We start from the raw sequence: 26,297 nt of genomic DNA, 5'->3' as shown, positions 1-26,297 counted from the left end.
GAATGATCGCAAAAGAAACTATAGTAAATAAATTTAAAAGCTTATATCAGGAAGAACCCCTTGTGGTTTCCTCTCCTGGACGGATTAATATTATCGGTGAACATACCGATTACAATGATGGGTTTGTCTTGCCAGCCGCTATTGACAAGGCGATCTATGTCGCTGTCAGCAGACGTGCAGATGATAATATTGTGTTGTATGCCGAAGATTATCAAGAAAGACATGAGGTCAAATTAAGTGAAATCGCTATTTCAGAAAAGCATTGGCCGAATTATATCCTCGGTGTAGTGGATCAATACCAAAAGAGAGGTGCCGTGTTGGGTGGGTTTAACCTTTATATTGATGGTGATGTACCATTGGGTGCCGGCTTATCTTCTTCAGCAGCAGTAGAATGTGCTGTTACTTTGGCCCTTAGTGAACTGTTTGAATTAAAAGTAGAACAGATTGATATCCCGCAAATTGCACAAAAAGCCGAGCATACCTATGCCGGTGTGATGTGTGGTATTATGGATCAATTTGCGTCGGCCTTTGGTAAAGAGAAAAATGTTATTAAGCTGGATTGTCGCTCCTTGGGATTTGAATACGTGCCACTTGACCTTAAAGGTTATGAAGTGGTCCTATTGAATACAAACGTGAAACACTCCCTTGCTTCAACGGCTTACAACACACGTAGAGAGCAATGTGAGCAGGCATCATCATGGGTAAGAGCGCAATATCCTCAGGTTAAAAACCTGAGAGATGTTACAGTAGACATGCTGGATGAACTGGTTAAAGATAAAGATGCAGATATCTATGCCAAAGCAAGTTTTGTTGTCCGTGAAAATGAACGGGTAGAGAAGTCTTGTGAAGCATTACGTTCGGGCGATATTGCACAGTTGGGGCAATATATTTTCCAGAGTCATGAGGGCTTAAGCCAAGTATATGAGGTGAGTTGTCCTGAATTGGATTATCTGGTTGATTATGTCAAACAATTCCCTGAAGTCATTGGTGCCCGAATGATGGGCGGCGGCTTTGGTGGCTGCACAATCAATATTGTTAAAGAGGGTGCCGTTACATCAATTTTGCCGGCCTTGGAGAAAGAATATCAACAAAAATTTGATAAGGAACTTTCGGTCATCCAGGTAGAAATTGCGAATGGTACAAGGATTTTGTAATCCTTTTTTTATTAGAAAGTGCTCGTTTTCAGTTGTTAATATAGCCTTAATATATTTTCATACGGATGAGCGAATAAAAGTTTCTTTTATGAACTAGTAATAAATACCCGTTGAACTTCAGCGGGTATTGTTTTATTTAGTATCAATTTTCCCCAACGCCTGCTCTAAGTCGTCAATTAAATCTGCAATATTTTCAATACCAACAGAGATACGTAACATGCCCAGGGTGATTCCAGAAGCTTCCTTTTGCGCTTGTGTGTGATGGCCGCCCCACATGCTGGCTGGATGCACAATGAGCGATTCAACACCGCCTAAACTAGCTGCATTGATAAATATTTCGAGATTGTTAATCAAAGCCTGTGCATTTCTAAAGGCCTGCTCTTCGTTAGTACCATCAACTTCAATGCAGATCATACCCGAAAAGCCACGCATCTGGCGGGCTGCAAGTTCATGTTGAGGGTGGCTTGGAAGCCCCGGATAACTCACGTTCTTAATCTTAGGATGCCGATCGAGGAAGCTGGCGAGTTCTAATGCATTTGAATTAATTTGTTTGACGCGTAGATTTAGCGTTTTCAATCCGCGGAGGAGCAGCCAAGAATCCAATGGTGCCAGAGACGCCCCTAGCGCAACACTTCGTTTCCAGACTTTTGCAATATAGTCATGGCTTCCACAGACAATGCCAGCCGTTAGATCGCTATGCCCACCCAGATATTTCGTAGCACTATGGACAACGATATCAATCCCGAAGTCCCGCGGTGTCTGGTTTATAGGGGAGGCAAAGGTATTGTCAACCATACTCAAAATATTATGTTGTTTGGCTATTTCACCAACGGCCTTTAGATCCGTAATATTTAAATTCGGATTGGAAGGAGTTTCAATATAGATGAGTTTGGTGTTTTCCTGAATAGCATCGGCAAAGGCTGGGGTATCTGTTTGATCTACGGCAGTGACGGCGATGCCATAGTCGGTCAGAAATTCTTTAAAAAATATAGCTGTTCCTGAATAATGGGCAAGCTGTGCAACGATATGGTCACCTGATTTCACAATTGCTAATATGGCGGTACTGATCGCAGCCATGCCTGTCGCAAATACGATTGCATCTTCTGTTTTCTCCAGTTTAGCCACTACGGCCGCAACCTGGCTGTTTGTTGGATTACCATGCCGATGATAAAAGTATGGATGTTTGGGTTCGGTCGCTGCCTTGATGTATTCCGCGGGATCACTGTCCGCAATATAAGTTGATGTCTGAAAGATAGGAGCCGTTACAGCAGCGGTTGAATTGAAGTGTTGTCCTTCATGGACGAGTATCGTTTCGGTATTGGATGCCATGCTAATTTTATTGATAAGTGTCCTTTTAGCTTCAACAGACACATCCCATATGTCTGTTCATGATAGCCATCAAAACCTTCGATATCCTCTCACCGTACTTGGCGTAAATTGCTATAGGAAGGTTTTCTTGTGTATCAAATATAAATAAAATCTACACAATAAGTAGATTTTATTTGTAAAGGACGGCCTAGCATACTTAAGATAACATCTGTTTAAGCAGATTCAGGGCATAACTTATTGTATTTACATTACTTAGCGCAAGACGAAGTTGCCCTTTTACCTCTTTGAGATTGCTGATTTCAGGGTAGGACTGTACAAAAGACAGCACCCTGCCGAATTGATCCGATTCAAAATAGCTCGATTTTGGGTTATTCACAAAATACCCTTTTAGTGTATTCTTTTTATAGGATATCTTTTCGAAGCCAATTGTTTTTCCAAACCATTGCAGGCGTAAGGTATTGAATAGCTCGAATACTTCGTGCGGGATCGGGCCAAAGCGGTCTTCGAGTTCTTTTTCAAATGCCGCCAGCTGCTGTTCGTTCTCGAGTTTGGAAAGCTCCGTATATAGATTATAACGTTCCGTTATATTTGTTACATATTCATCCGGGATTAATACCTCAAGATCGGTATCTATTTGTGTAAAGGAAACATATTTGCGTTCTTTTTCATCTGCAAATACCTCCGAGAACTCATCGTCTTTCAGCTCCTGAATGGCTTCATCCAAGATCTTGTGGTACATTTCAAATCCTATTTCAGCAATAAAGCCGGACTGCTCACCACCCAGCAAATTTCCTGACCCCCGGATATCCAAATCCCGCATGGCGACATTAAAGCCTGAGCCCAGCTCTGAGAATTCCTCTATCGCCGAAAGCCGTTTGTATGCTTCCGGCGTCAATGTCGATAATGGCGGGCTCAATAAATAACAGAAGGCTTTCTTGTTCGAACGACCTACACGGCCCCGCATTTGGTGAAGATCACTGAGGCCAAACATGTGCGCATGGTTAATGATAATGGTATTGGCATTCGGGATATCCAGGCCTGCTTCAATAATCGTTGTTGCGATCAATACGTCAAAATCATGGTTGATGAATTTAAGCATCACATCTTCCAGTTCATCTCCTTCAAGCTGACCGTGGGCAACACCGACACGTGCTCCGGGTACCAGCTTGCGGATTAAATTCCCCAGCTGGGGAAGGTCGGCCACACGGTTGTGGATAAAGAAAACCTGTCCACCCCGATCGAGTTCATAACTGACCGCTTCACCGATCAATGATTCATTAAATACGTGAAGCTCGGTCTGTACTGGTTGACGATTGGGAGGTGGGGTAGAGATGATACTTAGATCCCGCGCTCCCATCAGGGAGAAATGCAAGGTCCTTGGGATAGGGGTCGCTGTTAAGGTCAGCGAGTCCACATTGGCGCGCATCACTTTCAGTTTTTCCTTCACCGCTACACCAAACTTCTGCTCTTCATCAATAATCATCAAACCCAGATCCTTGAATTTGACATCCTTGCTGACCAAGCGATGTGTGCCGATGATGATATCTATTTTTCCTTCCGCAAGACGCGCCAAAGTTTCTTTGATCTGTTTGGTCGTTTTAAAACGGTTGATGTAGTCGATATTGCAGGGTAGTCCTTTTAGACGCTCTGTAAATGTCCGATGATGCTGCAATGCCAAGATGGTTGTAGGAACCAATACAGCGACCTGTTTGCTATCTGCTACGGCTTTAAAGGCTGCCCGGATGGCAACTTCTGTCTTTCCAAATCCGACATCACCACAGATCAACCGGTCCATTGGATGCGGTGATTCCATATCTTTTTTTACATCTGCGGTAGCCTTTTCCTGATCCGGGGTATCCTCATAGATAAACGAAGCCTCTAGTTCATTTTGCAAATAGCTGTCCGGAGAGAAGGCATTCCCATGCTGAGCCTTCCGTTTGGCATAGAGCATAATCAGGTCACGGGCGATGTCCTTGACCTTCTTCTTGGTCGTTTTCTTTAATTTATCCCAGGTATCCGTACCGAGCTTGTTCATCTTCGGTACCGTACCCTCTTTGCCGGAATATTTTGAAATCCGGTTCAACGAGTTGATATTGACATACAGCAAATCATTGTCTGCATAGATCAGTCGGATCATCTCCTGTGATTTGCCATTGACATCCACCTTTTCAAGACCGCCATACCTGCCCACACCATGATCAATATGGGTGATGAAATCTCCAGGTTTGAGATCCCTTAGATCTTTCAGCGTAATCGCCTGCGAACGTTCGTAAGCTTTTTTGTGTTTGTATTTGTAGTATCGGTCAAATATCTGATGATCCGTATAACAGGCTAATTTCAAGCTGTCATCCCTAAAGCCTTCGCGTAGTGCTTTGTGGATAGGAATAAAAGTAGCCGCTTTGTCAATATCCTCTAATATGGTATAGATCCTTTCAACCTGTTTTGTTGAATCCGAAAAGATCAGATTCTGGATCCGATGACTCTCATTTTCCTTGAAATTATGGATCAGCAGATTAAAGTCTTTATTAAATGAAGGTTGAGGATGAATGTCAAACTTGATCGTGAGTTCCCCTTTATAGAAAAACTGTTTTCCAAATTCAATAACGGGGAAATCAAAAAATAAGGCATTAAGGTTTTTCTCATCCGTAAACTCGTGCTCAGGATCATGCCAGTCTGGATTATCTTTTTTCTGTTTGTCTGTCAAGCTCGTCCAGAGCTGTTTTGCTTTTTTCAATCCGTCCTTGACAATATCAAGCGTGAACTGGGCGTCTTTGATCCAGATGGAAGCGCCCTGATCGATATATTCCAATAAGGAAATGTGCTGCGAGGTCAGAAACTTGGCCTGCACATTCGGAACAATGGTAACCTTATGGATTTTATTGACTGAGAGCTGAGATTCAATGTCAAATGTCCGAATGCTTTCAATGTCATCGCCAAAGAATTCGATGCGGTAGGGAAGGTCGTTCGAGAAAGAAAAAATATCTACGATACCACCCCGTATTGCAAATTGTCCGGGTTCATAGACAAAATCTACACGTTCGAAATCATATTCGATCAAAAACTCATTGATAAAATCAATACTTAAAGCCGTATTTTCAGTAATCTCCAGCGTGTTTTTCTCCAGATCAGTGCGATTGATGACCTTTTCAGCAATTGCTTCCGGGTAGGTGACCACCATCTTTGGTAATTCCGAGGTATGATTGAGCGAACTTAAAGTTTCTGCTCGCTGCAGTACATTTGCCGAATCCGTCTGTGTGAAATCAAAAGCTTTTCGGTAAGAGGAGGGGAAAAAAAGCACCTGCTTGTCCAGTAAGCTTTCCAGGTCACTTAAAAAGTAGGAGGCATCTTCATGTGTTGGCAAAATAAACACCATTGGACGCTCCTGCAATTTGTAGGAGGAAACGGCAATAAATGCATCCGAAGAACCGATAAGACCTTTGAGTTGAATCTTTGGATTTTTGGATTGCATACCCTTTGTAAGCGACTGGACTGATTCGCTTTGGCTGTATTTTTCTAGTATTTCTTGAATTCCCACGAGCAAAAATTTCGAATAATTGCGAATTTAATTAAATCCTCTTAAGTATGTGGTATGTTGTGCTAAATTTTTTGGTAAAAAAATGATCAAGGGAAGAATTTTTACTGTTAGAACAAAAGGGGAATGTCCTATGAATTGTGGGCTGAAGTAGTGTGGCAGCCGACCAATTATACTATCGCTCACGGAATACTAGCCATTGAGATTCCGCAATGAACTATTTTGCTAAGTGCAATGTATAGGCAAAAGCCAATATGATCAAAAGTATCGCTAGATAAAGTAATTTATGCTGCTCATAGGCAGTGACACGATAGGATCCAATTTTAACACGGTTTTTGCTGTTTCTCATGATTAACTTAGGTCAAGCTCAATTCGCTGTTCACTAATATAGCTTTTTAATGTGGTATTACCAAAAGCATGTAGTGTGTTTTGAAAATCTTCCCGATAATCGAACTGAAAGTCTTCATGCAGTTTATCATATTTACCAACCGCATGTTTAATACGGCCTGTGATATATTTGTGCAATTTATGGGCTGCCGATTGATAGGATGAATCAAATAAACGTTCATAGTCGCCTATGACCCGCTGTAAGATATAAAAACGGAATTCAGCTTCACTGGTTTTGTCTTTGGTCACTTTCTCATGCTCGTTCACCAGGCCACTTGCCTGTTTGACCAGCTTGCTCAGCCCAATAAAATTGCTGTGATGCGGTGTATTGCCAATTTGACTTGTTCCGAGGTCAAATAATTGAGCTAATTGTTTACGCAGTTTATCAATACGTTCCTCCAGGTCATATTCATTCTCCAACAATTGAAAATGCAATTGTTTCATCAGCATTTTGTCCTTACTGATCAGACGGACAAGTAATTTGTCTTTCTCTTTTTGCGGCAGTTCAAGGACAGCTTTCTTTAACTCGGCATCTTGATGTAGAGACATAATGTTTACGTAAAATTATCTTGTTATTAAGGAAAGAGCAAAGATGAAAGACCTCTGATTATTCAGTGAACAGTCTGTTACCCTTGCTCCTTTATCTATATTTTATCAGCGACCTAAACAGGTAGACAGATGTTACCATCCTGATCCTGCACTATAGCTCAGCTGCTTGATTGTTAATACAATATTCTGAATTTGATCGTATTGTCAATCTGCTTTAATTGCTTCAATAGATCTTTATCATATTCGCCCTGAATATCAGTAACAGCATAGCCAATATCATTGCGGGTCATTAAAAACTGTGCAACGATATTGATGTTGTTTTGTGCATAGATCTTATTGATCTGCGCCATGATACCCGGTACGTTTTTATGGATATGCAGCAATCTTGTCACCTGTTTTACTTTTGGTAATACTAGATTCGGGAAATTACGGCTGAGATAAGTGTCGCCATTGTTGATAAATTCCGCCATGCGACGTGGAATAAATTCCGAATTTTTCTTTTTACCCTTCTTATCGTCAAACACAACAATTCCCTTGGCATTGCAGATATCTTTATTGATATGCCCCTTGATGTCGCCCAGATAACCGATTGTTTTTAATTTATCTGCCTGTTGAAGCTGTTCATCCGTGATATCGATATTGTCGCCTAGCAAAAGCATGCCCACATCTTTTACATATTTTTCTTCGAAAGTCTCTTTCGTACGGATCGAGAAACCATCTCTTTTCAGAATATGTGCAGCAATCTCCGGAACATCGCCGACAATAAGGCAAAGGATACGGTTTTTAGGATAGGAGATCGCACGTGGTAGATCATTTACATATAAGAATTCATCAAAGCTTGGTGTGATGAAATCCGCTTTTTCAGTGACGCTTTTACGTTGGATGTTCTCCGTAAAGGCAAAGAACTTTTCAATTAAACCCGATTCTTTCAATTGGAAATCCGAATAACCGTCACCGATACCAAAAAGTCGGCCCTCAATATTCAGTTGTTTTAAGAGCTGTACTTTGCCGCCTTCATTGGATAATGGATTTTCTTCATCAAAACCGATAATATTGCCGTCCTCATCGAACCGAAACGTATTTGCATAGATATTTTCGGTTTTGATATGATAAGGTGTCACCACGGGCGTGATAAATTCCTTAAACCCGCCGGAAACAATCCATGCCGTATCCGAATGTTTTTTGAAAAACTCGCGGTTGCGTGAGAAAGAAGTTGAAACTTTTTTCTTGAGATGAGATACCAGTTTATCCAAGTGGCTTCTGTTGGCATTCAGCAATTTTACACGACCGGCCAAGGCTTCACGGAAAGAGAGTTTTCCCTCCATCGCAAGATTGGTATATCTTTCAATTTCATTGTAGATAGATTCGCGGTCAGGATGATTTTCGAGAGAGATCCGGGCGAGCTCATCCAGCGCTTCTACTTGGGTAAATGTACTATCAAAATCAATGATGTAATAGTTTTTCATCTTAATTATTTGTTTTTTAATGGTGATGAAGCTATCATGAGGGGTACTTATTACTATCGAACTGAGAATTGGTTAATCCTGATGGTTTCATCTTAATTATTTGTTTTTAATGGTGATGAAGCTATCCTGGTCAAACTATTCAATTCCTCTGCAAGCGGCTGTGGCTTGCGATGGATTCTTTATTTTTAATCGTAGTTTGGTAAGCTCATGATGGGTTCAGGGTTCGGTTGTTTAATATTTTATATTGTTTTTACTGTTTGTTGTACAAATTTGCAATTTCTTTTAATGTCTGTTCCAATGGGCGATAACTGTGGTTCAGTAGTGACTGTACCTTTGCATTGGAGTATTGTAATTTGGCACTCGATGCTGCTGCCGTTTCTTTGGTCAGCGAAGATTCAGATTTTTTGAAGACAGCAAGCATGCTGGAAACCGTGGATGCGATCTGAAGAAGTGTCTCGGAGACCTCAATCGTAGGTTCGGGCTTGTTCATCAGGACACTGGCCACACTGAGCAGATCCTTATTGGGAATGTTGAGGTGATTGATAATATAGCGTTCAGCGGTAATTTCACCTTTTTCCATTAACTGGATCATAATTGTCGCGACATCTTCTACATCAACGATACCGACACTCCCTTTCGGATAAAACTTCAATCCCTTATTGATCATTGAAAATATGGCTCCAGATCCTTTGTCTTTGGCTGCAGCTCCCAATATTACCGAAGGGTTTACGATAACGGCATCCAGCCCCTCCGTAATACCACGCCAAACCTCCATTTCAGCCTGATATTTAGACAGCGAGTAGTTGGAGGTGCTGGGGCTATGCTCCCAATGGTCTTTTTCAGATACGGGTAAGTTGTCTTTGTTGCTGCCCAATGCTGCGATCGAACTAACATGAAGTAGGCGAATGTTTTTCTCCAGGCAAAGGTTGACAATATTTGCTGTTCCTTCTACATTAACTTTAAAGAGTGATTTAGCATCTTTCTTCTGATAGGAAACCAGTGCTGCACAGTGATATACCTTGGTAACGCCTTCTAGCGCGTCTTCCAGCTCAAAATAATCGTTGATGTCCGCATCAATCCATTGAATCAATGATGAGGATAACAGGGCGGGCGGAATAGTCGATTGAGCTCTCTTGGTCGCAATGACGTCAATTCCCTGATCGATCAGTTGTTTGATCAATGTAGATCCTAAAAAACCTGTTCCTCCTGTTATTAATATCACCTGATAAAGATACTGTTAAAAATAATGTTTTCAAAAGTTAGTTAATAAATGGATATTTGTGAGAGTGGCATCCCAAAAAAACAAGATGTTTTAAACAAATTATAGCTTATGTCGTCATTGTCCGTATTCTTTAGTCCGATTTCAATTGCAAGTATCTCTCCTGAGCATGGTTTCCTGAATTCCCAGCTAGGGAATGTGATTCAGGCCTATGAAACAGATTTTCCTACCTGGGAGGAAAATGAACAACCTCAATTGGCTATTATCGGTGTGCAGGAGGATCGGGCATCGGTCAATAATAATGGAGCAGCTAAAGCCCCGGATGCCGTACGCAAACACCTTTATACTTTGTATCAAGGAGATTATAAGATGAACATTGTCGATCTGGGCAATATAAAAGCAGGGAATACCATCCAGGATACCTATGTAGCCTTGAAGTCGGTGGTAGAAGAATTGGTAAAAGCCAATATCCTTCCGATTATTATCGGTGGCGGACAGGACCTGACCTATGCGCAATACCTAGGCTACCAGAATTTGGAAAGGAAAATCGAATTGGCTATTGTGGATTCCCGTTTTGATCTCAATCAAGAAGAAGCTGAAAATGTCAGCCTCAATTCCCGGTCTTATGTCAATCACATTATTTTGCATCAGCCCGATTATTTGTTTAACCTGAATTCCATTGCTTATCAGACCTATCTCGTCAGCAAAGAGTCCATCAATATGTACGACAAATTGTTTTTCAATGCAACCCGCGTGGGAATGATTGCAGGTAAAATGGATCAGTCTGAACCTCTTATCCGGGCTGCTGACTTGATCAGCTTCGATATCGGTGCCATACGTGCATCTGAGGCACCGGGCAATGCCAATGCGATTCCAAATGGCTTGTACGGGGACGAAGCCTGTCAGCTTGCACGCTATGCAGGTATGTCGGATAAATGTACTTCCATCGGTTTCTACGAATTGAACCCAACATTTGATCCCATGGAACAGACCGCGATGCTGGTGTCACAGATGATCTGGTGTTTTATCGACGGTTATTATAATCGCAAGCAAGATACACCTTTATACCCCAAATCGTCTTATATCATCTACCGTACCACACTTGAAAATGAAGAACATGAATTGGTTTTTGTAAAAAGTAAAAAATCAGACCGTTGGTGGATACAGGTGCCTTATTTTGGATCAAAATCTGTCAATGAACGATACTATCTTGTGCCATGTCGCTACGAAGATTATCAACTCGCTGTTTCTGGGGAGATGCCCGATCTATGGTGGAAGACGCACCAGAAGTTGCAGTAAATAAGCTTAAAACAGCATTTTGGAGCTGACTTGATGCACTGTCCCAATTAATGCCGGGGTGAGGAAAGCATGCTCCAATAGCGTGACATCCATTCATCAATCAATAGCGGTGTGATCGCGCAAGAAGACCATTTGTATACCGCTGTAAGTAGGCAAACTTATCATTAATGAAATTTGATCGCAGTATTCTGTCAGAAGGGATAAGAGGCTGCTGTTCGCATAAAATATAAATCATGGAAATATTTTTCTTCGCAGGAATTGTCTTGTTGCTGGTCATTTTGATCATATTGGTGTTGAAAAGAAACGGCGCTCCTGCTGTGGATGTAGGCCAGAATAAAGAAGTGGAAGCATTGAAAATAGAACTGGCACGTTCACAACAGCGAGAGCAAAGTTTGCTGGAAGAACGTTTAATGCTCAAAAACGAATTGGACAAGGAGCGTGAGAGTGTATTGGTTGCCGAACGTTCGCTGGAAAGCACACGGTCTTTCTATGAGGCCCAATTGGATAAATTTCAGGAGCAAAAAAATGAAATTGCCGAAATAAAAAGACAGTTTAACAATGAATTTCAGGTTATCGCCAATAAAATATTGGAAGAGAAAACGCAGAAATTTACCGAAACAAACCACCGTTCGCTCGGACTGATCCTAGATCCGCTAAAGGAGAAAATCAAGCTTTTTGAAGAGAAGGTAGATAAAAATTATAATCAGGAAGCGGCTGAACGAAATTCCCTGCGGGGTGTTGTGCTACAGTTGGTCGAACAGAGTCTCAAGATTAAAGATGAAGCCAATAGCCTTACCAAAGCATTAAAAGGAGATACGAAAAAGCAGGGTAATTGGGGAGAGGTGATTTTGGAAAGAGTGCTGGAACGTTCGGGGTTGATGAAAGACCGTGAATTTAGGCTACAGGTTTCCCTGATGGATGCAGAAGGGCGGAGAATGCAGCCCGATGCGATTATTGATCTTCCCGAAGATAAACACCTTATCGTGGATTCTAAGGTCTCTTTGATCGCTTATGAGCGGTGGGTAAATGCGGAGACGGATGAAGACCGTGCGATTTTCGCGAAGCAACATGTACAATCCGTCGAAAATCACGTGAAGGAACTCTCCGCCAAAAACTACCATGAGTTGTATGGGATAGAATCGCCGGAATTTGTCCTGTTGTTTATGCCGATTGAATCAGCATTGAGTATGTCCGTCGCAGAAAAACCAGATCTATTCAGTGATGCCTGGGATCGCAAGGTCGTTATTGTTAGCCCCTCGACCCTGTTAGCCACCTTGCGAACCATCGCCAGTATATGGAAACAAGAACGTCAGACGCGCAATGTGATTGAAATTGCCAAAGAAGCAGGGAGTCTGTACGATAAATTTGTGAGCTTCCTGACGGATATGGAGCAGGTTCAGAATCAGTTGGAACGGGCATTAAAAAGTCATGAAGATGCGACCAAAAAGCTGTCGACTGGGGCAGGCAATGTTATCGGAAAAGTGGAGAAGTTGAAGCGGTTGGGCGCAAAGGCAAATAAGCAGATCGACGCTAAATTTCTGGACGAAGATGAATAATGAAGTCCTCCTGTCTGATAGGTTCCGCAGGCATAACAATAAAACATTGAAGAGCTGATCATAAAAGCACTAGGCTTCTTGCAGATTAGCTCTTCAATCCTCAAACTAAGGCCGTAAGCTGAAGGCTTGAACTAACTAAAGTCTCACTACTAAATACTCATATCTCAATACTAACAGATAAAGCAGACTCACCTATATGACATCAGCCGAAGGCTTGACCCGACCAAAGTCTCAATACTCACTACTAACTACTCACTACTAACTACTCAATACTAATATCTCCCTACAGTTCTTTCATGCGTTTATTGATCGACACATCTACATATGTATCCTTTAGGCGATCAACAGCCTCTTTTTCAGCAACGAGATTGGTATCTGATTCGTAATCATGTAAGGTTCTTAGATTTTGGATTTCATTGTCATACGGATCACGTCCGGCCAACAGTTTGACAATGACGGGAAGACATTCTAAAAAGACAAAGAGTAGCGCGATAAAGAATACTGCATTCGCATTGGATTCATTGACCTTTCCATTGGCATCGTAGCGTAGGTTGCCCAGTGCAGAATTGCGATCGGCAAAACCTGCGACGTTGACAGCGCTGTCCAGTGAGGCATTTGACAGAACCTTTTGATCCAGTATTCCTTCAAATTTTTGCTTTTGACGGATTGCGTTTTGCTGTGCTGCGATCTTATTACGTAGCGTGTCCAGATATGCTTCTTTCTTTTTGAGGTCTTCTTCCTTCATTTTAGCATAAGGGCCATAGCCCATTACGCCCGAGGTTTCCGTGGTTTTATTACCATATATTTCATAGTTCAATTTAGTGCGATCGCTCTTGATACTAGATTCCAGCGAATCACGTTCCACATTCGTCGCCTTTAATTGATTGACCTCATTGCTGTATTTTTTGTTGAACGTGCTGTTCAGGGTATCAATTTTTGCACGTTGGTCAGCGAGGTAACGTACACGTAAATTCTCCCGGATCTCCTTGTCGAAAATTTTCAGCTCCAAAGGCCTGGAAATAACTAAACCGATTAATATCGCCAAAAGAATACGGGGGAGGGCCTGCAAGAGTTGCATCCAGCCACTTTTTGATTTATTGATACTCAGTACGATATAGCGATCCATGTTGAAAATCGCCAAGCCCCAAATAATGCCAAATACGATGGCCAGCACCCAGTCCAGTGTTCCCCCGCTAAACACAAAATACATGGCATAGCCGCCAGAAAGACTGGCAAATAATCCCGTAAAAAAAATAGTAGCACCTATGGCTGTGTACTTACTATGCTCCTCCGGATACTTTTCAAGAGTTTCTTGATGCACACCTGCACATCTCCAAAAGAAACGGTTAATAGCGCTCATTTAAATAGTTTTACCCAAATTGACAGATTATTTTTAACAAGGTTACGAATAAGTTTTTGTTTTACAATAGGATGACGGTTTTTGCTCGCTTGCTATGCAATGAAACCGGGCCTCCCGTATTTGCCTAATTTTATTATCTTTGAAAAAAAATCAGGAATAATCAGACGATATGAAGAAAAGACAACTTTTGCCATTTTTAATGCTAGTGGCAACTGCGATTGTTGGTTGTGAGGAGAAAAAAATGATGACAGATAATCCTCTTTTGTTAGCCTATGAAACACCCTTTAATGTTCCACCATTTGACAAGATCAAAAACGAACATTTCAGGCCCGCCTTTGAAGAGGCAATAAAAGTACATAATTTGGAGATTGACTCTATCGTCAATAACTCCGATAAGGCGACTTTCCAGAATACGATAGTAGCCCTTGAAAATGCTGGCAGTTTATTAAATAATGTGTCTACTGTATTTCATAATCTGAATAACGCAAATACCAATGACAGTATTCAGGCGATTGCAAAAGACCTGGCCCCAATATTGTCTAGCCATTCGGATGAAATTTCGATGAACCCCAAGTTATTTGACAGAGTCAAAGAAGTTTGGAATAGCCGTAATACGCTCGGTCTGGATGCCCAGGACAACAAACTCCTCGAAGAGACCTATAAGAGCTTTGTCCGTTCTGGAGCAAATCTAAAGGATGCGGATAAAGAAAAAATGAAAAAGATCAATGCTGAACTTTCGACATTGACAACCCAAATCGGAGAGAATTTATTGGCGGAGACGAATGCCTATCAATTGGTGGTTGATTCGGCAAGTCAATTGGAAGGTCTACCTGAATCATTAAAAACTGCCGCTGCTGAGGAAGCTGTTGCCAAAGGGAAGAAGGATAAATGGGTATTTACCTTACAGAATCCTTCGATCATGCCTTTCTTGCAATATGCTAAAAACCGAGATTTGAGAAAACAGATCTGGGAAGCCTATCAAATGCGCGGTAACAATGATAACACGAATGATAATAAAGCAATTATTCAAAAAATTGTTAATCTACGTCTTCAAAAGGCTAAACTATTGGGCTATAAATCACATGCCGCATATGTCCTGGAAGAATCCATGGCTAAGACACCTGAAAATGTCTATGCTTTATTGAATAAGTTATGGACACCTGCTTTGGCAAAAGCCAAAGGTGAAGAAGCTGATATCGCAAAAGAAATTAAAGCTGAAGGTGGTACTTTTGCGGTGGCACCTTACGATTGGAGATATTACACAGAGATTATCCGTAAAAAACGTTTCGCATTGGACGAAGACGAGATTAAACCTTATTTAAGCTTACCTACAGTACGTGAAGGCGCTTTCGCAGTAGCAAACAAACTATATGGTTTGACATTTGTTGCCCTCAACAATGTGCCGACCTATCATAAAGAAGTAGAGGTATACGAAGTGAAAGATAAAGATGGTTCACATCTGGGACTTTTGTATGCAGACTTCTTTCCGCGTGAATCCAAACGTGGCGGCGCTTGGATGACATCTTACCGCGATCAATCTACAAAAGATGGCAAACGCGTTGCTCCGGTGATCTCTATTGTATGTAATTTCACAAAACCTGTTGGTAAAAACCCTGCATTGCTGACATTTGATGAGGCGACTACGCTATTTCATGAATTTGGACATGCTTTACATGGATTACTTTCCAATGTCAGATACAGATCAATGGCCGGTACTTCCGTACCACGTGACTTTGTCGAATTGCCATCGCAGATCATGGAAAATTGGGCAGCAGATCCAGAGGTATTAAAGACCTATGCAAAACATTTTAAGACCAAAGAGGCCATGCCAGATTCATTGATCCAAAAAATGGAAAAAGCAGGTACTTTTGACCAAGGCTTTGCAACGGTGGAATACCTTTCAGCAGCATTACTGGATATGGATTACCATGCAACAACCAAAGAAATTTCAAAAGATATCAATGGCTTCGAAAAAGCAGCCATGAAGAAAATAGGGATTATCGATGCAATTATCCCACGCTATAGAAGCACTTATTTTCAGCATATCTTTGCTGGAGGTTATTCGGCTGGCTACTATGCTTATATCTGGTCGGAAGTGTTGGATTCAGATGCTTTTGCAGCATTCAAAGAAAAGTCTTTGTATGATAAAGCAACAGCGGATTCCTTCCGTAAGAATGTCCTCGAAAAAGGAGGAACAGACGATCCGGCAAAAATGTACCGTATCTTTAGAGGTGCAGACCCAGATCCTAAATATTTATTGAAAAAAAGAGGATTGAATTAGTCCACTACAAAACAAAAAAAGGAGATATATAAAAATATATCTCCTTTTTTTGTTTTAATACTTGTTATTCTAAAAACAATGCTTACATTTGAATGTTATTTATAATGAATCTAAATAAATATAGATAGTATGTGTGATACCAAGATTCTGAGTCAACGCGGAGATACCCACATTAGTGTTTGCCACAAGTGTAAAACATATTATATCTGGCAGCAAAGTTTTGTGCTGACATTTACACAGAATAAGTTTTTCGATTTTCTGAACATCATTAAGAGTAATGGTGACGAACTTTTCTTCAGTTCATTCCCCGACGGTGAGTTCCGCTTGATTATGAAGACGCCTTACCCGGACATTGTTTTCTCGTTTGATGAAGAGCAATGGCAAAACTTTAGGGATGCCTTACAAGAATCGTATTACATGAATGAATTTTATGGCATGTTAAACAATTAAGATAAAAAGTCCTGTTGCTTCGCTTGTGTTTCATCTCTCTTTCCTTATGCGTTGCCAACAGGCACAAACAAAACCCTCAGAGATATCCGTATGATTGTACAGATAGCTACTGAGGGTTCTTCGTTATCGTATGCGAAGGTTACTCACCTATCGCATAATATTTAAAATCAAGATCTTCAAGCTGTTTCCGGTTCAATAGTTTCCGTCCATCAAATACAAAGGCAGGTTTCTTCATCTGATCCTTGATCTTCTTCCAGTCGTAGCTTTTGAATTCATCCCATTCTGTTAATATGGCAACGGCGTGTGCATCGTCACAGGCTTCATAAGGCGTATTGACAACTTTGACCAAGGCCCTGTTTTCTTCCGATGAACGCGTGTTCAGATAATCCAAGTCAGCGTAAATACGTTCCGCAGATACTTTTGGATCGTACACCGTAATTTCTGCCTGCTCATTTAAGAGATAGTCGGCCACATAGATCGCTGCGGATTCACGGGTATCATTGGTATCTTTTTTAAACGCCCAGCCCAAAAAAGCCATCTTTTTTCCCGATACCGTATTGTACAATGTCTGGATGATATTGTCGGCAAAACGCTGCTTTTGATAATCATTCATTAAAATGACCTGATCCCAGTATTCAGCGACTTCTGTAAGCCCATAACTACGTGCGATATAGACGAGGTTGAGGATGTCCTTCTGAAAACACGAACCTCCGAAGCCAACTGATGCTTTTAAAAATTTAGCGCCGATACGTGTATCCATGCCGATTGCTTTGGATACCTCATCGACATTGGCTCCTGTTTTCTCACAAAGCGCGGAGATCGAGTTGATGGAGGAGACCCGTTGCGCCAGAAAAGCGTTGGCGGTCAATTTAGAAAGCTCAGAAGACCATAGATTGGTCGTCAAGATTTTGTTGTGATCTACCCAATGCGCATAGATATCCACTAATGCTGCAATTGCTTCTTCATTTTCGCCCCCGATAAGTACACGGTCCGGATTGATCAAATCCTGTATTGCTGTCCCTTCGGCGAGGAATTCAGGATTGGATAGAATATGGAAATTCACACCATTACCGGTATTGTCAAGGATACTTTTCAATGCAGCGGCAGTACGTACCGGAAGAGTGGATTTTTCGACAACGATCTTGTCATTTTTGGCAACTGCAGCAATCTGACGGGCACAAAGCTCAATATATTTTAGATCCGCAGCCATTCCCTTTCCTTTTCCGTAATTCTTGGTTGGGGTATTGACCGAAATAAAAATCATATCGGCTTCATCAATAGCTTTGTTGATATCGGTTGAGAAAAACAAATTGCGGCCCCTCGCTTCAGCAACGATTTCCTGTAGCCCCGGTTCATAAACAGGAAGGTTTTCCAGGTTTTCATCATTCCAGGCTGCGATACGCTCGGCATTCATATCAACAATGGTGATCTCAATATGCGGACATTGTTTCGCAACAACCGACATGGTTGGTCCACCCACGTAACCAGCTCCTATACAGCATATTTTCTTGATAGTTTTACTCATTTTGATTATCTTAATCAGCTATAAATTGAACAACAAATGTAAAGAATTCGAAATTGTTTTTTGTCGATAAAAGTCAATATTTCATCGCAAAGCTTTAAAAAGCGAATTTATAGGATATATAGCCTCCGAATGGAGCCTCCGTCACCCTGTCCGCATGATCGTTGCGGCGGGCCCCGGGTAGACAACACGAAAAAATCTCTTTTGCCGGGGTTGAATACACAGGAATCGGGGGGCATAAATAATCGGATTGAGACTGAAATCTATCAGATTTATACTAATTTTACATTAAAAATAGGAGCACGATTTTGATAAAGCAAGAGGTTATTGACAAAGTACTGGAAACGGCACGGATAGAGGAAGTGGTGGGTGACTTCGTTGATCTAAAGAAGCGTGGTACCTCCCTGATCGGAAACTGCCCATTTCACCACGAAAAGACACCCTCATTCCACGTTTCGGTCTCAAAAGGTATCTACAAATGTTTTGGCTGTGGTGTTGGGGGGGATTCACTCAAATTTGTGATGGAACTGGAAAAGTTCTCCTATCCCGAAGCGATTCGTTACCTGGCGGATAAATATTCCATTGAGATCGAAGAAATTGAACGGTCTCCAGCACAGCTCGCTGCACAAGATAAAAGAGAAAGCCTCTATGTATTGAGTGCCTGGGCAGGTAAATTTTTCGTAGAACAGCTCTGGAAAAGTGAAATGGGGCAGGTCATTGGACTCAACTATTTCAAAGAGCGGGGATACCGTGAAGATATCATCAAGAAATTCGAACTGGGGTATTCACCCGAAGAGTGGACGGCATTGGTGGATAAGGCCCAGGAGGCCGGCTTCCATCGGGATTACCTGGCTGCAAGTGGACTGGCTATTGAACGTGACGATAAATCGCTCTATGATCGCTTTAGAGGGCGTGTCATGTTCCCGATCCATAATCTAACCGGACGTATTATCGGGTTTGGTGGACGTACGCTAAAAACGGATAAGAAGGTTGCCAAATATGTAAACTCGCCCGAAAGTGAGATCTATCATAAGTCAGATGTACTCTATGGGCTGAATTTTGCCAAAAAGGCAATCATGGAAGAGGACAACTGTTATCTCGTCGAGGGTTATGCTGATGTCCTATCTGTACATCAGGCTGGTGTTGAGAATGTGGTTTCTTCTTCGGGAACTTCGCTGACGACAGGTCAGATTAAATTGATTTCCAGATTTACCAAAAATGTCACCATACTCTATGATGGCGACGAAGCTGGAATAAAGGCCTCTTTGCGTGGTACCGATATGTTGCTGGAGGAAGGGTTAAATGTAAAGGTATTGCTCTTTCCGGATGGAAATGACCCTGATTCCTATGTGCAAACCTACGGTGCTACAGCTTTTAAAGAGTATGTGAAATCCCATCAGCAGGATTTTATCTTCTATAAGACCAATATTTTGCTTCGCGATGCCAACAACGATCCGATCAAAAGGGCAGAGTTAATACGTGATGTTGTTGAAAGTATCGCTTTGATCCCCGATGAGATTAAAGTCTCTGTTTTTATTCGGGAATGTAGCAGCCTATTGGATATTGAGGAGCGTATTTTGCTTGCCGAACTCAACAAGATAAGGCTGAATAAGGCAAAGAAAGCCGATAAAGATGCCTCCCGCAAGGCACAAAATACCCCGGCAAATACAGGGATGCCGCCTTTTGGGATGGATGGCCCGCCACCTGATTTCTTTATGACCGATGATGAGCGTGGGGGACTGCCAGCAATGGAAGCAACAGAACAGCCTGCACAGCTGACCGCCGAGATCCTACAGGAACGTGAGATCGTCCGTATCCTGATCAACTACGGCGATTACCTGGCCACTTGGGAAGGTGATGGCGATATTCCGGTTGCTGGTGTCTTACTGGGTAATATCAGCGATATCGAATTTAAAGATAAGGGCGCTGCATTTATTCTGAAAGCTTATCGGGATGCTGCTGAAAATTATGAAATTCCCGATCCAAAATTATTCTATTCCCATGCGGATGCTGCTGTCTCCGAACTGGCGATCAATTGTGTGGCGACGAAGTATTCGCTCAGTGAAAATTGGAATGACGACAAACGCAAGATCTATGTCAGCCAGGAATATGAGCATCTTAAGCAATTGGTTGTGGAGGCTATCTACCGGATAAAAAAGCAAAAAATCAGTGCGGAAATGCATCATATCCGTGAAGAAATGAAACAGGAACAGGATATTGCTAATTTGGAAGTACTTCTCTTTAAGTATCAAAAACTAAAAGAAGCAGAGCGTCTTCTAGGCGGATTTTTGGGAAATACGATTGTAAAGTGATCCGGATAATATGGCGAAACATCTTGAAATAGGAATACTGGGCGAGCAGTTGGCCATGGAATACCTGATCAGGATGGGCTGTAAAATAGTGTTAAGAAATTGGCGATTTAAGAATTTAGAAGTAGATTTGATCGTCATGGACGGAGATACGCTGGTATTTGTGGAGGTCAAAACACGGTCGACGACCGCTTTTGGCGAGCCTTACGAATTTGTGGATGTGCGCAAGCAACGGCGGCTCATTCGGGCAGCACAGGCTTATATAGTAAAATTTGCATATGAAGGTGAAGTTAGATTCGACGTGGTAGCCATAATGAATAATGCTCATTCAGAACTTACCCATATAAAGGATGCATTTTGGGATAGTTGAAAAAGCATTTAGCAGGTAGATCCAAAGATAGGAATCTCGGACGTGTACAACATCAGTTTCCCGGATTTCCGATTTTGAATTAGACTTTTTATATTATAAAAATGAAGCGATTATGATTTATTAAACATATGTTTTATAACAATCTGATTGTTTTATCAGCTCAAAAATTGATTATATAAATGAAAAAAATCACGTATTTTGTAGCGATTGCAGCTTTAGCTTTTGCTTCCTGTAAGTCGAAAAAATCTGCATTGGAATTTGCGTCACCCGGCGCAAACCAAGCTGTTTTAAAGGGTAACCCAGTGCAATTAAAATTGAAATTTGATGCAATTACCATGGATTCTGTCGCTTATTTCGTGGACGACAAGCATGTGGGGTCCTCAACAGATACTGTTGCAATTACCGTAGAGACCAAAGATATGGCTTATGGTACACGCAATATTTCTGCAACAGTGTACAGTGGTGGCAAGTCTGACTCCGTATCGAGCACTTTTTATATTGTTCCAGCGGCAGCAAAGAACTATGGGTTCGAAATAGTCAACAAATATCCGCATGATACCAGCGCATTTACCCAGGGACTTCAGTTTGCCGATGGTGTATTGTATGAATCTAATGGACGCTATGGTGAGTCTAACCTCAGAAAGGTTGACCTGACAACTGGAAAGGTACTGAAGGAAATCAAATTTGATGAGAAAACCTTTGCCGAGGGGATGACATTAGTTGGCAGTAAATTGTTTATGTTGACCTGGGAGCAGGGTGAGGGATATGTGTTTGATAAAAATTCATTTACAAAAGAAAGTTCATTTAAATACGAAAATAGTAAGGAGGGATGGGGGATTACCTATGATGGCAAGCGTTTGATCAAGTCAGATGGCTCCAATAAATTGTTTTTCCTGGATGCGGTTACTGGTAAAGAGTTAAGTTCAATTGCTGTATATGACGAGAATGGTCCTGTCGATCAACTAAATGAATTGGAATATATTGATGGAAAAGTTTACGCGAATGTCTATCAGAAGGATATTATCGCAATTATCAATCCCGAAACAGGTGCTGTAGAAGGAAAGATCAACCTGGTTGGAATCTATGAACATACTTCGGCTTATGATAACGAATTGAATGGAATTGCTTATGATCAGGCCAAAAAACGCTTGTTTGTAACGGGTAAGCTATGGAATACCTTGTATGAAATCAAAGCTATAGAAAAATAGTATTTCACACGATATACATTTTACATAAACAGGGCTATCCAATTGGATAGTCTTTTTTTATGCGATTTTAAACGTATGTACAGCACATCAATTGGATATTCAATGGGCAAAGGGGGCGTGATCGTATCCGTCTCGAAGGATTATATCCTGTATGAGCGTCTGAAACCGAGCGTACAAACAACGATAATTATGCGAGACAATGTTATAAAAAAAGGGATGAACCATCGGTTCATCCCTTTTTTTATAATTTTATTTTGCGATTAATAAACCGGAGTGAAGCTCCAGTTATCATCAAAACGAGTTGTACCATTTAGACCTGTCGCAACATAACCTGTTGATTGGATTGCAAAACCGACAGCATCTTGTCTAGCGCCACCGTTAAAAGAAGTATTGTCATATGTCCAGATATCTCCACTGATGTTATATTTAACAACAGAACTGCTTGCTGTACCTTTTGATCCACCTACTAAGAAGCCATTGCTACCTATTACGAAAGCTGCAGCGTTAGAGCGGTTCACACCACGATCATTATCTAAATCAGCTAACTGTGTCCATTTGCTACCATCAAATTTGTAGAAATCTGTTGGGTAACCGCCATTGGAAACTCCACCACCAACATAAGCAGTATTACCTGATACAAATACAAAAGCACCTTTTCTCTTCGCTGCAAATGGAGCATCAGGAATTGCTTCCCATTTATTTAACTCTGGGTCATATTTGAAAAATTGATTGGTAAAGGCAGTACCATTTGCAATGGTAGTTTCTCCTGTACCCACATAAGCTTTTCCGCCGATAGTGAACGCTACTGCATTTGCTAATACAATAGGCAAGTCCGCAACTTTAGTCCATTGTTTTCCTTTTTCTGCTGAAGGATCAAATTTATAGAAATCTTTCAAGAAATTTGCGCCATCATTACCGCCACCTACATAGCCAAAATCACCGATTGCAAAAGCAATTGCACCACGACGACCGCTACGCGCATCTTTATCTGCTAAAGTATCTTTTTCGCTCCAGGTATTGGATGCTGGATCATAAGCATATGTGTTTTTTAAATGAACAGCCTTGCTACCTGCATTACTTGATTGACCAGTAGTTACATATGCGATGTTCTTTATTACAAAACTTGCTGCGGAAGATGTTTGTGGACCTTTGTAAGCTGCTTTTTGAAACCACTCGGTCGATTTTTCTTCACTAGTGTCATTGCTTTTTTTACAAGAAGAGAATGTTGTAACTGTAAATACAAAAGCTGACAATACGAGTAGCCAATTTTTCTTGTTCATAAATTATTGAAATTTAGTATAAAGGATGTTTAATTTAATTCTTGGATCATTACCATCTTTTGCCAATATCAACCGATCCGCTGTTCTTGATAGCTGAGAAGGTGTCACTACTGTAGCCCCGCTTGCAGTTCTCGTTGTTACTGGCAACGGAGGTAAAGATAGATATAATGAAGTGTTTTTATATGCTGTTGTTTTAATTTTATTTAAATAATCAATCAAATTAAAGGTGTATTTACCATTTGCGTCTCCAATTTTAATCAATGGGGCAGATTGCAATTCATTTGCAGCTTCTAATGATGATAATGCGCTCACCGGTGTCCCTTCGCTATTTGCGATCATAAGAACCAGATTTGCAGGTTGCGCATAGCCCTCTAGCGGGTTATTTTCTGCTTCAATGACAAGTTCCACCTTATTGATTGAAATTGTTGGATCGTTTACCAAGGATAATAACGTAGGGAACTCGATTTTCGCTACAACACCACTCGAACCTTCGAGGAATGTATAACCATCGGTTTTTTCCACATCAATCTGTGGGTTCGTAATTGTCATTGCTGCAAACTTCGTTGCCGAGCGATCTGCTTCAATTTGGTTGTATTGGTATGCTTTGTTGTCGATAGCAAAAGATTGCTTGCTGCTTACCTTATTCCCCTCATTGTTCCCAAAAGAATAATGCACCTGTAGAAAAACGGTATCTGTAAATCCAATAAGCGTTGTATTGTTTTTATCCGGAACCAGCGCTAAGCCCTTAAAATACTCCTGAAAACTCGTGTTATTTTGAATCCTGTTATCCCCATTTTTTATCAACCTGAAAAGTTCATTACTGATGGAGCTATTGAATTTAAAGAACAAGGAATCCGTTGATTTGACACGGGGGTTAAAGGAAAGTTCTGCTAAAGGCGTGCTCTCGTAAGCTAATTTTTTATTGCTGAATATGCTAGGAGTAGTCACATAAAATGGTCTTTCAATAGCCGGCTGCGTCGGATCTATTGGTGTCAATGTAATATCTTCCGTGACGCGATGCACTGCAATTTTCTGAATTTTGGTTGTATCGCCGTAATAGTATTTGTTCGGGCTCAATACCAGAGACACCGAATCCAATACCGCATCCTCCGGAATGGCTGTGCCGTTTATTGTACCGATCCCCAAACGCAAATAAGAAGTAGATTTGACACTACCGGTGACCGCATTGCTATTTTTTCCTACCAGAACCGTACCTGTATTTGAAGTTGGAAGCGGATCCAATTGATAAGTGGAAACTTTGACGGAAACTGTATCAATTGGTACTACGCCAATCGTTTCATTTCTCGAATTATCCAAAGAAAGTGAAATGTCCTTATTACAACCGACAAAAGCTGCCAATGTAAAAAGCGGAAGTAAAAATTGTATACTACGTCTCTTAAAGTTTTTGATCATATTAATTTTTGAATAGTGCAAAAGTAATCAATGCTTACTGTTAATCAGTGTTATATTTTGTTAAATATGGTTAATTACCACAGCGATTGCAAATCTAGTAATTTAAATTTGTTTTCGTTATGGGTAGAAGATTTAAATTGCTGATCAGCTTGATCGTTTTAATAGGTACAGGAATTACCATTGTGCTTGGCGTCTGGCTTTACGGAAGTTATACCAATCGGCGGGACCTTTTTCTGTCCACGGCCGAACGGTCGCTTTTTAATGCCGTACAGGAAGTGTATCAGGCAGAAAATGGTGATCAACGATTGGATGATCCCGACACAGAGAGAAACCGGCTTCTCAGGGATATAAAAAATGAACTGCTACCCTCGTTATCCGAAGCTGAACTTGATCGGGCCTTGGAAAGGGTGCGGGCCCGACAGCCCCGTAAAGTACATACATTTCGTACCGATCCAGATCGCAAAGGAAAAATGTATTCCAAAGATCGCGATCATCAGAATGCTATTATTCCGCCCTTCTTGTTCCGCGATTTTGAAATGAGCAAAGCGAACCTGGATCAGATCGACAGGAAATTCACAGAATCACTGAACAATAAAGGTATCTCGGTGCCCTATGAGTTGAGCGTCGTTACGATTCCACGCGAGCAGGTAAAGGATGTACGTCGCGAATACCGCGAAAAAAACCTGGCCTGGACAAGACCGATGATGGTCAATCCCGTAAAGAATGAGTTTCTGGTCGTTAAGTTCCAGGAGGATTGGAAATATCTGCTTTTCAGCCTGAGCTGGCAATTGCTGATTTCGCTGCTGTTGATCGGTCTTTTGTTGGGCACTTTCTTTTACCTGATGAAAACCATTTTTAACCAGAATAAAATGGCCGAACTCCGAAAAAACTTTGTCGATAATATGACCCACGAGCTGAAAACTCCAGTATCCACCGTAATGGCAGCAATTGAAGCCATACAACTGTACGGCGTGCGGAACGATAAGGAAAAGATGGACCGTTACCTTGATATTTCAAAAAAAGAACTTGAACACCTTTCCGGTATGATTGAGAAGGTACTGCAGATGGATATCGATGCTTCGCGGGGAATTGTTCTACAACGGTCAGATTTTGATATTGTCGCCATGGTGGCAAGTGCGATTGAGGTGGCTCAACTCAATAAAACAAAAACAGTAGAAGTGGAGCTCCATGCCGATCCCGAGTCGATCCTGATCAAAGGCGATGAATCCCATCTGAAAAATGTCATCAATAATCTATTGGAGAATGCCATAAAATATTCGGGAACACATGTCAGCATTAAAGTTGACATTAAAGCTGCCAAAGAACATGTCCAGATCCGTATTCGGGATAATGGGAAGGGTATTGCGCCCGAATACCATCAGCGGGTTTTCGATATGTTCTTTAGAGTACCTTCGGGCAACTTGCATGATGTCAAAGGCTTTGGTCTGGGGCTTGCGTATGTCAAGCAGGTTGTGAAACGTCATGAGGGTAAGATCAATGTCGAGAGTGAATTGGGAAAAGGAAGTACCTTTATCATCAAGTTACCATATTAGCCAATCGAAAGCTATTTTCGATATAGCTTTGTATAGAAAAAGCATTATTATTGAACGACA

Annotated in this window: 19 protein-coding genes; 9 read left to right on the top strand and 10 right to left on the bottom strand. The window is 41.3% G+C overall.

Features of this window, described 5'->3' with window-relative positions; translation table 11 throughout:
- Positions 1 to 2 precede the first annotated feature (2 nt).
- Positions 3 to 1,154 carry a galactokinase gene (gene galK, locus ACK8HY_RS12840; protein WP_077437228.1) on the top strand — a complete coding sequence of 384 codons (1,152 nt, stop codon included), beginning with the start codon at positions 3 to 5 and terminating at the stop codon, positions 1,152 to 1,154.
- Positions 1,155 to 1,286: 132 nt separating this feature from the next.
- On the opposite strand, the gene ACK8HY_RS12835 is transcribed toward galK, so the two are convergent.
- From ACK8HY_RS12835 to ACK8HY_RS12810, 6 genes are all read right to left on the bottom strand, one after another.
- Entirely contained in the window at positions 1,287 to 2,483 is a 1,197-nt protein-coding gene (locus ACK8HY_RS12835; protein WP_077437378.1) for a trans-sulfuration enzyme family protein, read from the bottom strand.
- A gap of 196 nt (positions 2,484 to 2,679) precedes the next feature.
- Positions 2,680 to 6,018: a transcription-repair coupling factor gene (gene mfd, locus ACK8HY_RS12830; RefSeq protein WP_416133817.1), complete on the bottom strand. Its 3,339-nt coding sequence runs from the start codon at positions 6,016 to 6,018 to the stop codon at positions 2,680 to 2,682.
- Positions 6,019 to 6,232: 214 nt separating this feature from the next.
- Positions 6,233 to 6,364, bottom strand: coding sequence for a hypothetical protein (locus ACK8HY_RS12825; RefSeq protein WP_262507843.1), 132 nt, complete (start codon positions 6,362 to 6,364; stop codon positions 6,233 to 6,235).
- Between the two features lie 2 nt (positions 6,365 to 6,366).
- Positions 6,367 to 6,951 (bottom strand): hypothetical protein, encoded by a 585-nt coding sequence (locus ACK8HY_RS12820; RefSeq protein ID WP_077437226.1) that lies wholly within the window; start codon positions 6,949 to 6,951, stop codon positions 6,367 to 6,369.
- A 173-nt stretch (positions 6,952 to 7,124) separates the two neighbouring features.
- The gene (locus ACK8HY_RS12815; protein WP_077437225.1) at positions 7,125 to 8,417 is read right to left on the bottom strand and encodes an HAD-IB family phosphatase; all 1,293 of its coding nucleotides are present in this window, start codon (positions 8,415 to 8,417) and stop codon (positions 7,125 to 7,127) included.
- A 250-nt stretch (positions 8,418 to 8,667) separates the two neighbouring features.
- Positions 8,668 to 9,639 (bottom strand): NAD-dependent epimerase/dehydratase family protein, encoded by a 972-nt coding sequence (locus ACK8HY_RS12810; protein WP_416133816.1) that lies wholly within the window; start codon positions 9,637 to 9,639, stop codon positions 8,668 to 8,670.
- 108 nt (positions 9,640 to 9,747) lie between these two features.
- Between ACK8HY_RS12810 and ACK8HY_RS12805 the strand changes: the two genes are divergently transcribed.
- Positions 9,748 to 10,935 carry a formimidoylglutamase gene (locus ACK8HY_RS12805; RefSeq protein ID WP_416133815.1) on the top strand — a complete coding sequence of 396 codons (1,188 nt, stop codon included), beginning with the start codon at positions 9,748 to 9,750 and terminating at the stop codon, positions 10,933 to 10,935.
- A gap of 233 nt (positions 10,936 to 11,168) precedes the next feature.
- Positions 11,169 to 12,491 (top strand): DNA recombination protein RmuC, encoded by a 1,323-nt coding sequence (gene rmuC, locus ACK8HY_RS12800; RefSeq protein ID WP_416133814.1) that lies wholly within the window; start codon positions 11,169 to 11,171, stop codon positions 12,489 to 12,491.
- A gap of 283 nt (positions 12,492 to 12,774) precedes the next feature.
- Here the strand turns inward: rmuC and ACK8HY_RS12795 are convergent, their stop codons facing one another.
- Positions 12,775 to 13,851, bottom strand: coding sequence for a DUF4407 domain-containing protein (locus tag ACK8HY_RS12795; protein WP_416133813.1), 1,077 nt, complete (start codon positions 13,849 to 13,851; stop codon positions 12,775 to 12,777).
- 169 nt (positions 13,852 to 14,020) lie between these two features.
- On the opposite strand from ACK8HY_RS12795, the gene ACK8HY_RS12790 reads away from it, so the two are divergent.
- Positions 14,021 to 16,132, top strand: a complete 2,112-nt coding sequence (locus ACK8HY_RS12790) for a M3 family metallopeptidase (RefSeq protein WP_416133812.1) — start codon at positions 14,021 to 14,023, stop codon at positions 16,130 to 16,132.
- A 129-nt stretch (positions 16,133 to 16,261) separates the two neighbouring features.
- Positions 16,262 to 16,582 carry a hypothetical protein gene (locus tag ACK8HY_RS12785; protein ID WP_077437219.1) on the top strand — a complete coding sequence of 107 codons (321 nt, stop codon included), beginning with the start codon at positions 16,262 to 16,264 and terminating at the stop codon, positions 16,580 to 16,582.
- 139 nt (positions 16,583 to 16,721) lie between these two features.
- Here ACK8HY_RS12785 and ACK8HY_RS12780 read toward each other — a convergent pair whose 3' ends face one another.
- A complete protein-coding gene (locus tag ACK8HY_RS12780; RefSeq protein WP_416133811.1) occupies positions 16,722 to 18,107 on the bottom strand; it encodes a nucleotide sugar dehydrogenase in 1,386 nt (461 codons plus the stop codon).
- A 305-nt stretch (positions 18,108 to 18,412) separates the two neighbouring features.
- On the opposite strand from ACK8HY_RS12780, the gene dnaG reads away from it, so the two are divergent.
- The 3 genes from dnaG (at position 18,413) to ACK8HY_RS12765 (ending at position 21,991) form a co-directional block, all read left to right on the top strand.
- Entirely contained in the window at positions 18,413 to 20,416 is a 2,004-nt protein-coding gene (gene dnaG, locus ACK8HY_RS12775; RefSeq protein WP_416133810.1) for a DNA primase, read from the top strand.
- 10 nt (positions 20,417 to 20,426) lie between these two features.
- Positions 20,427 to 20,783, top strand: coding sequence for a YraN family protein (locus ACK8HY_RS12770; protein WP_416133809.1), 357 nt, complete (start codon positions 20,427 to 20,429; stop codon positions 20,781 to 20,783).
- 179 nt (positions 20,784 to 20,962) lie between these two features.
- Positions 20,963 to 21,991 carry a glutaminyl-peptide cyclotransferase gene (locus tag ACK8HY_RS12765; protein ID WP_416133808.1) on the top strand — a complete coding sequence of 343 codons (1,029 nt, stop codon included), beginning with the start codon at positions 20,963 to 20,965 and terminating at the stop codon, positions 21,989 to 21,991.
- Between the two features lie 260 nt (positions 21,992 to 22,251).
- Here the strand turns inward: ACK8HY_RS12765 and ACK8HY_RS12760 are convergent, their stop codons facing one another.
- Together ACK8HY_RS12760 and ACK8HY_RS12755 are read right to left on the bottom strand one after the other, a co-directional pair.
- Positions 22,252 to 23,271 (bottom strand): Kelch repeat-containing protein, encoded by a 1,020-nt coding sequence (locus tag ACK8HY_RS12760; RefSeq protein WP_416133807.1) that lies wholly within the window; start codon positions 23,269 to 23,271, stop codon positions 22,252 to 22,254.
- A gap of 3 nt (positions 23,272 to 23,274) precedes the next feature.
- Positions 23,275 to 24,684 carry a DUF4270 family protein gene (locus tag ACK8HY_RS12755; RefSeq protein WP_416133806.1) on the bottom strand — a complete coding sequence of 470 codons (1,410 nt, stop codon included), beginning with the start codon at positions 24,682 to 24,684 and terminating at the stop codon, positions 23,275 to 23,277.
- Positions 24,685 to 24,803: 119 nt separating this feature from the next.
- Between ACK8HY_RS12755 and ACK8HY_RS12750 the strand changes: the two genes are divergently transcribed.
- Positions 24,804 to 26,237, top strand: a complete 1,434-nt coding sequence (locus ACK8HY_RS12750) for a sensor histidine kinase (protein ID WP_416133805.1) — start codon at positions 24,804 to 24,806, stop codon at positions 26,235 to 26,237.
- The last annotated feature ends 60 nt before the right edge of the window (positions 26,238 to 26,297 follow it).

The organism is Sphingobacterium sp. NGMCC 1.201703 (assembly GCF_047784615.1).
GTDB lineage: Bacteria > Bacteroidota > Bacteroidia > Sphingobacteriales > Sphingobacteriaceae > Sphingobacterium.
This window is presented reverse-complemented; position numbering and strand designations above follow the sequence as displayed.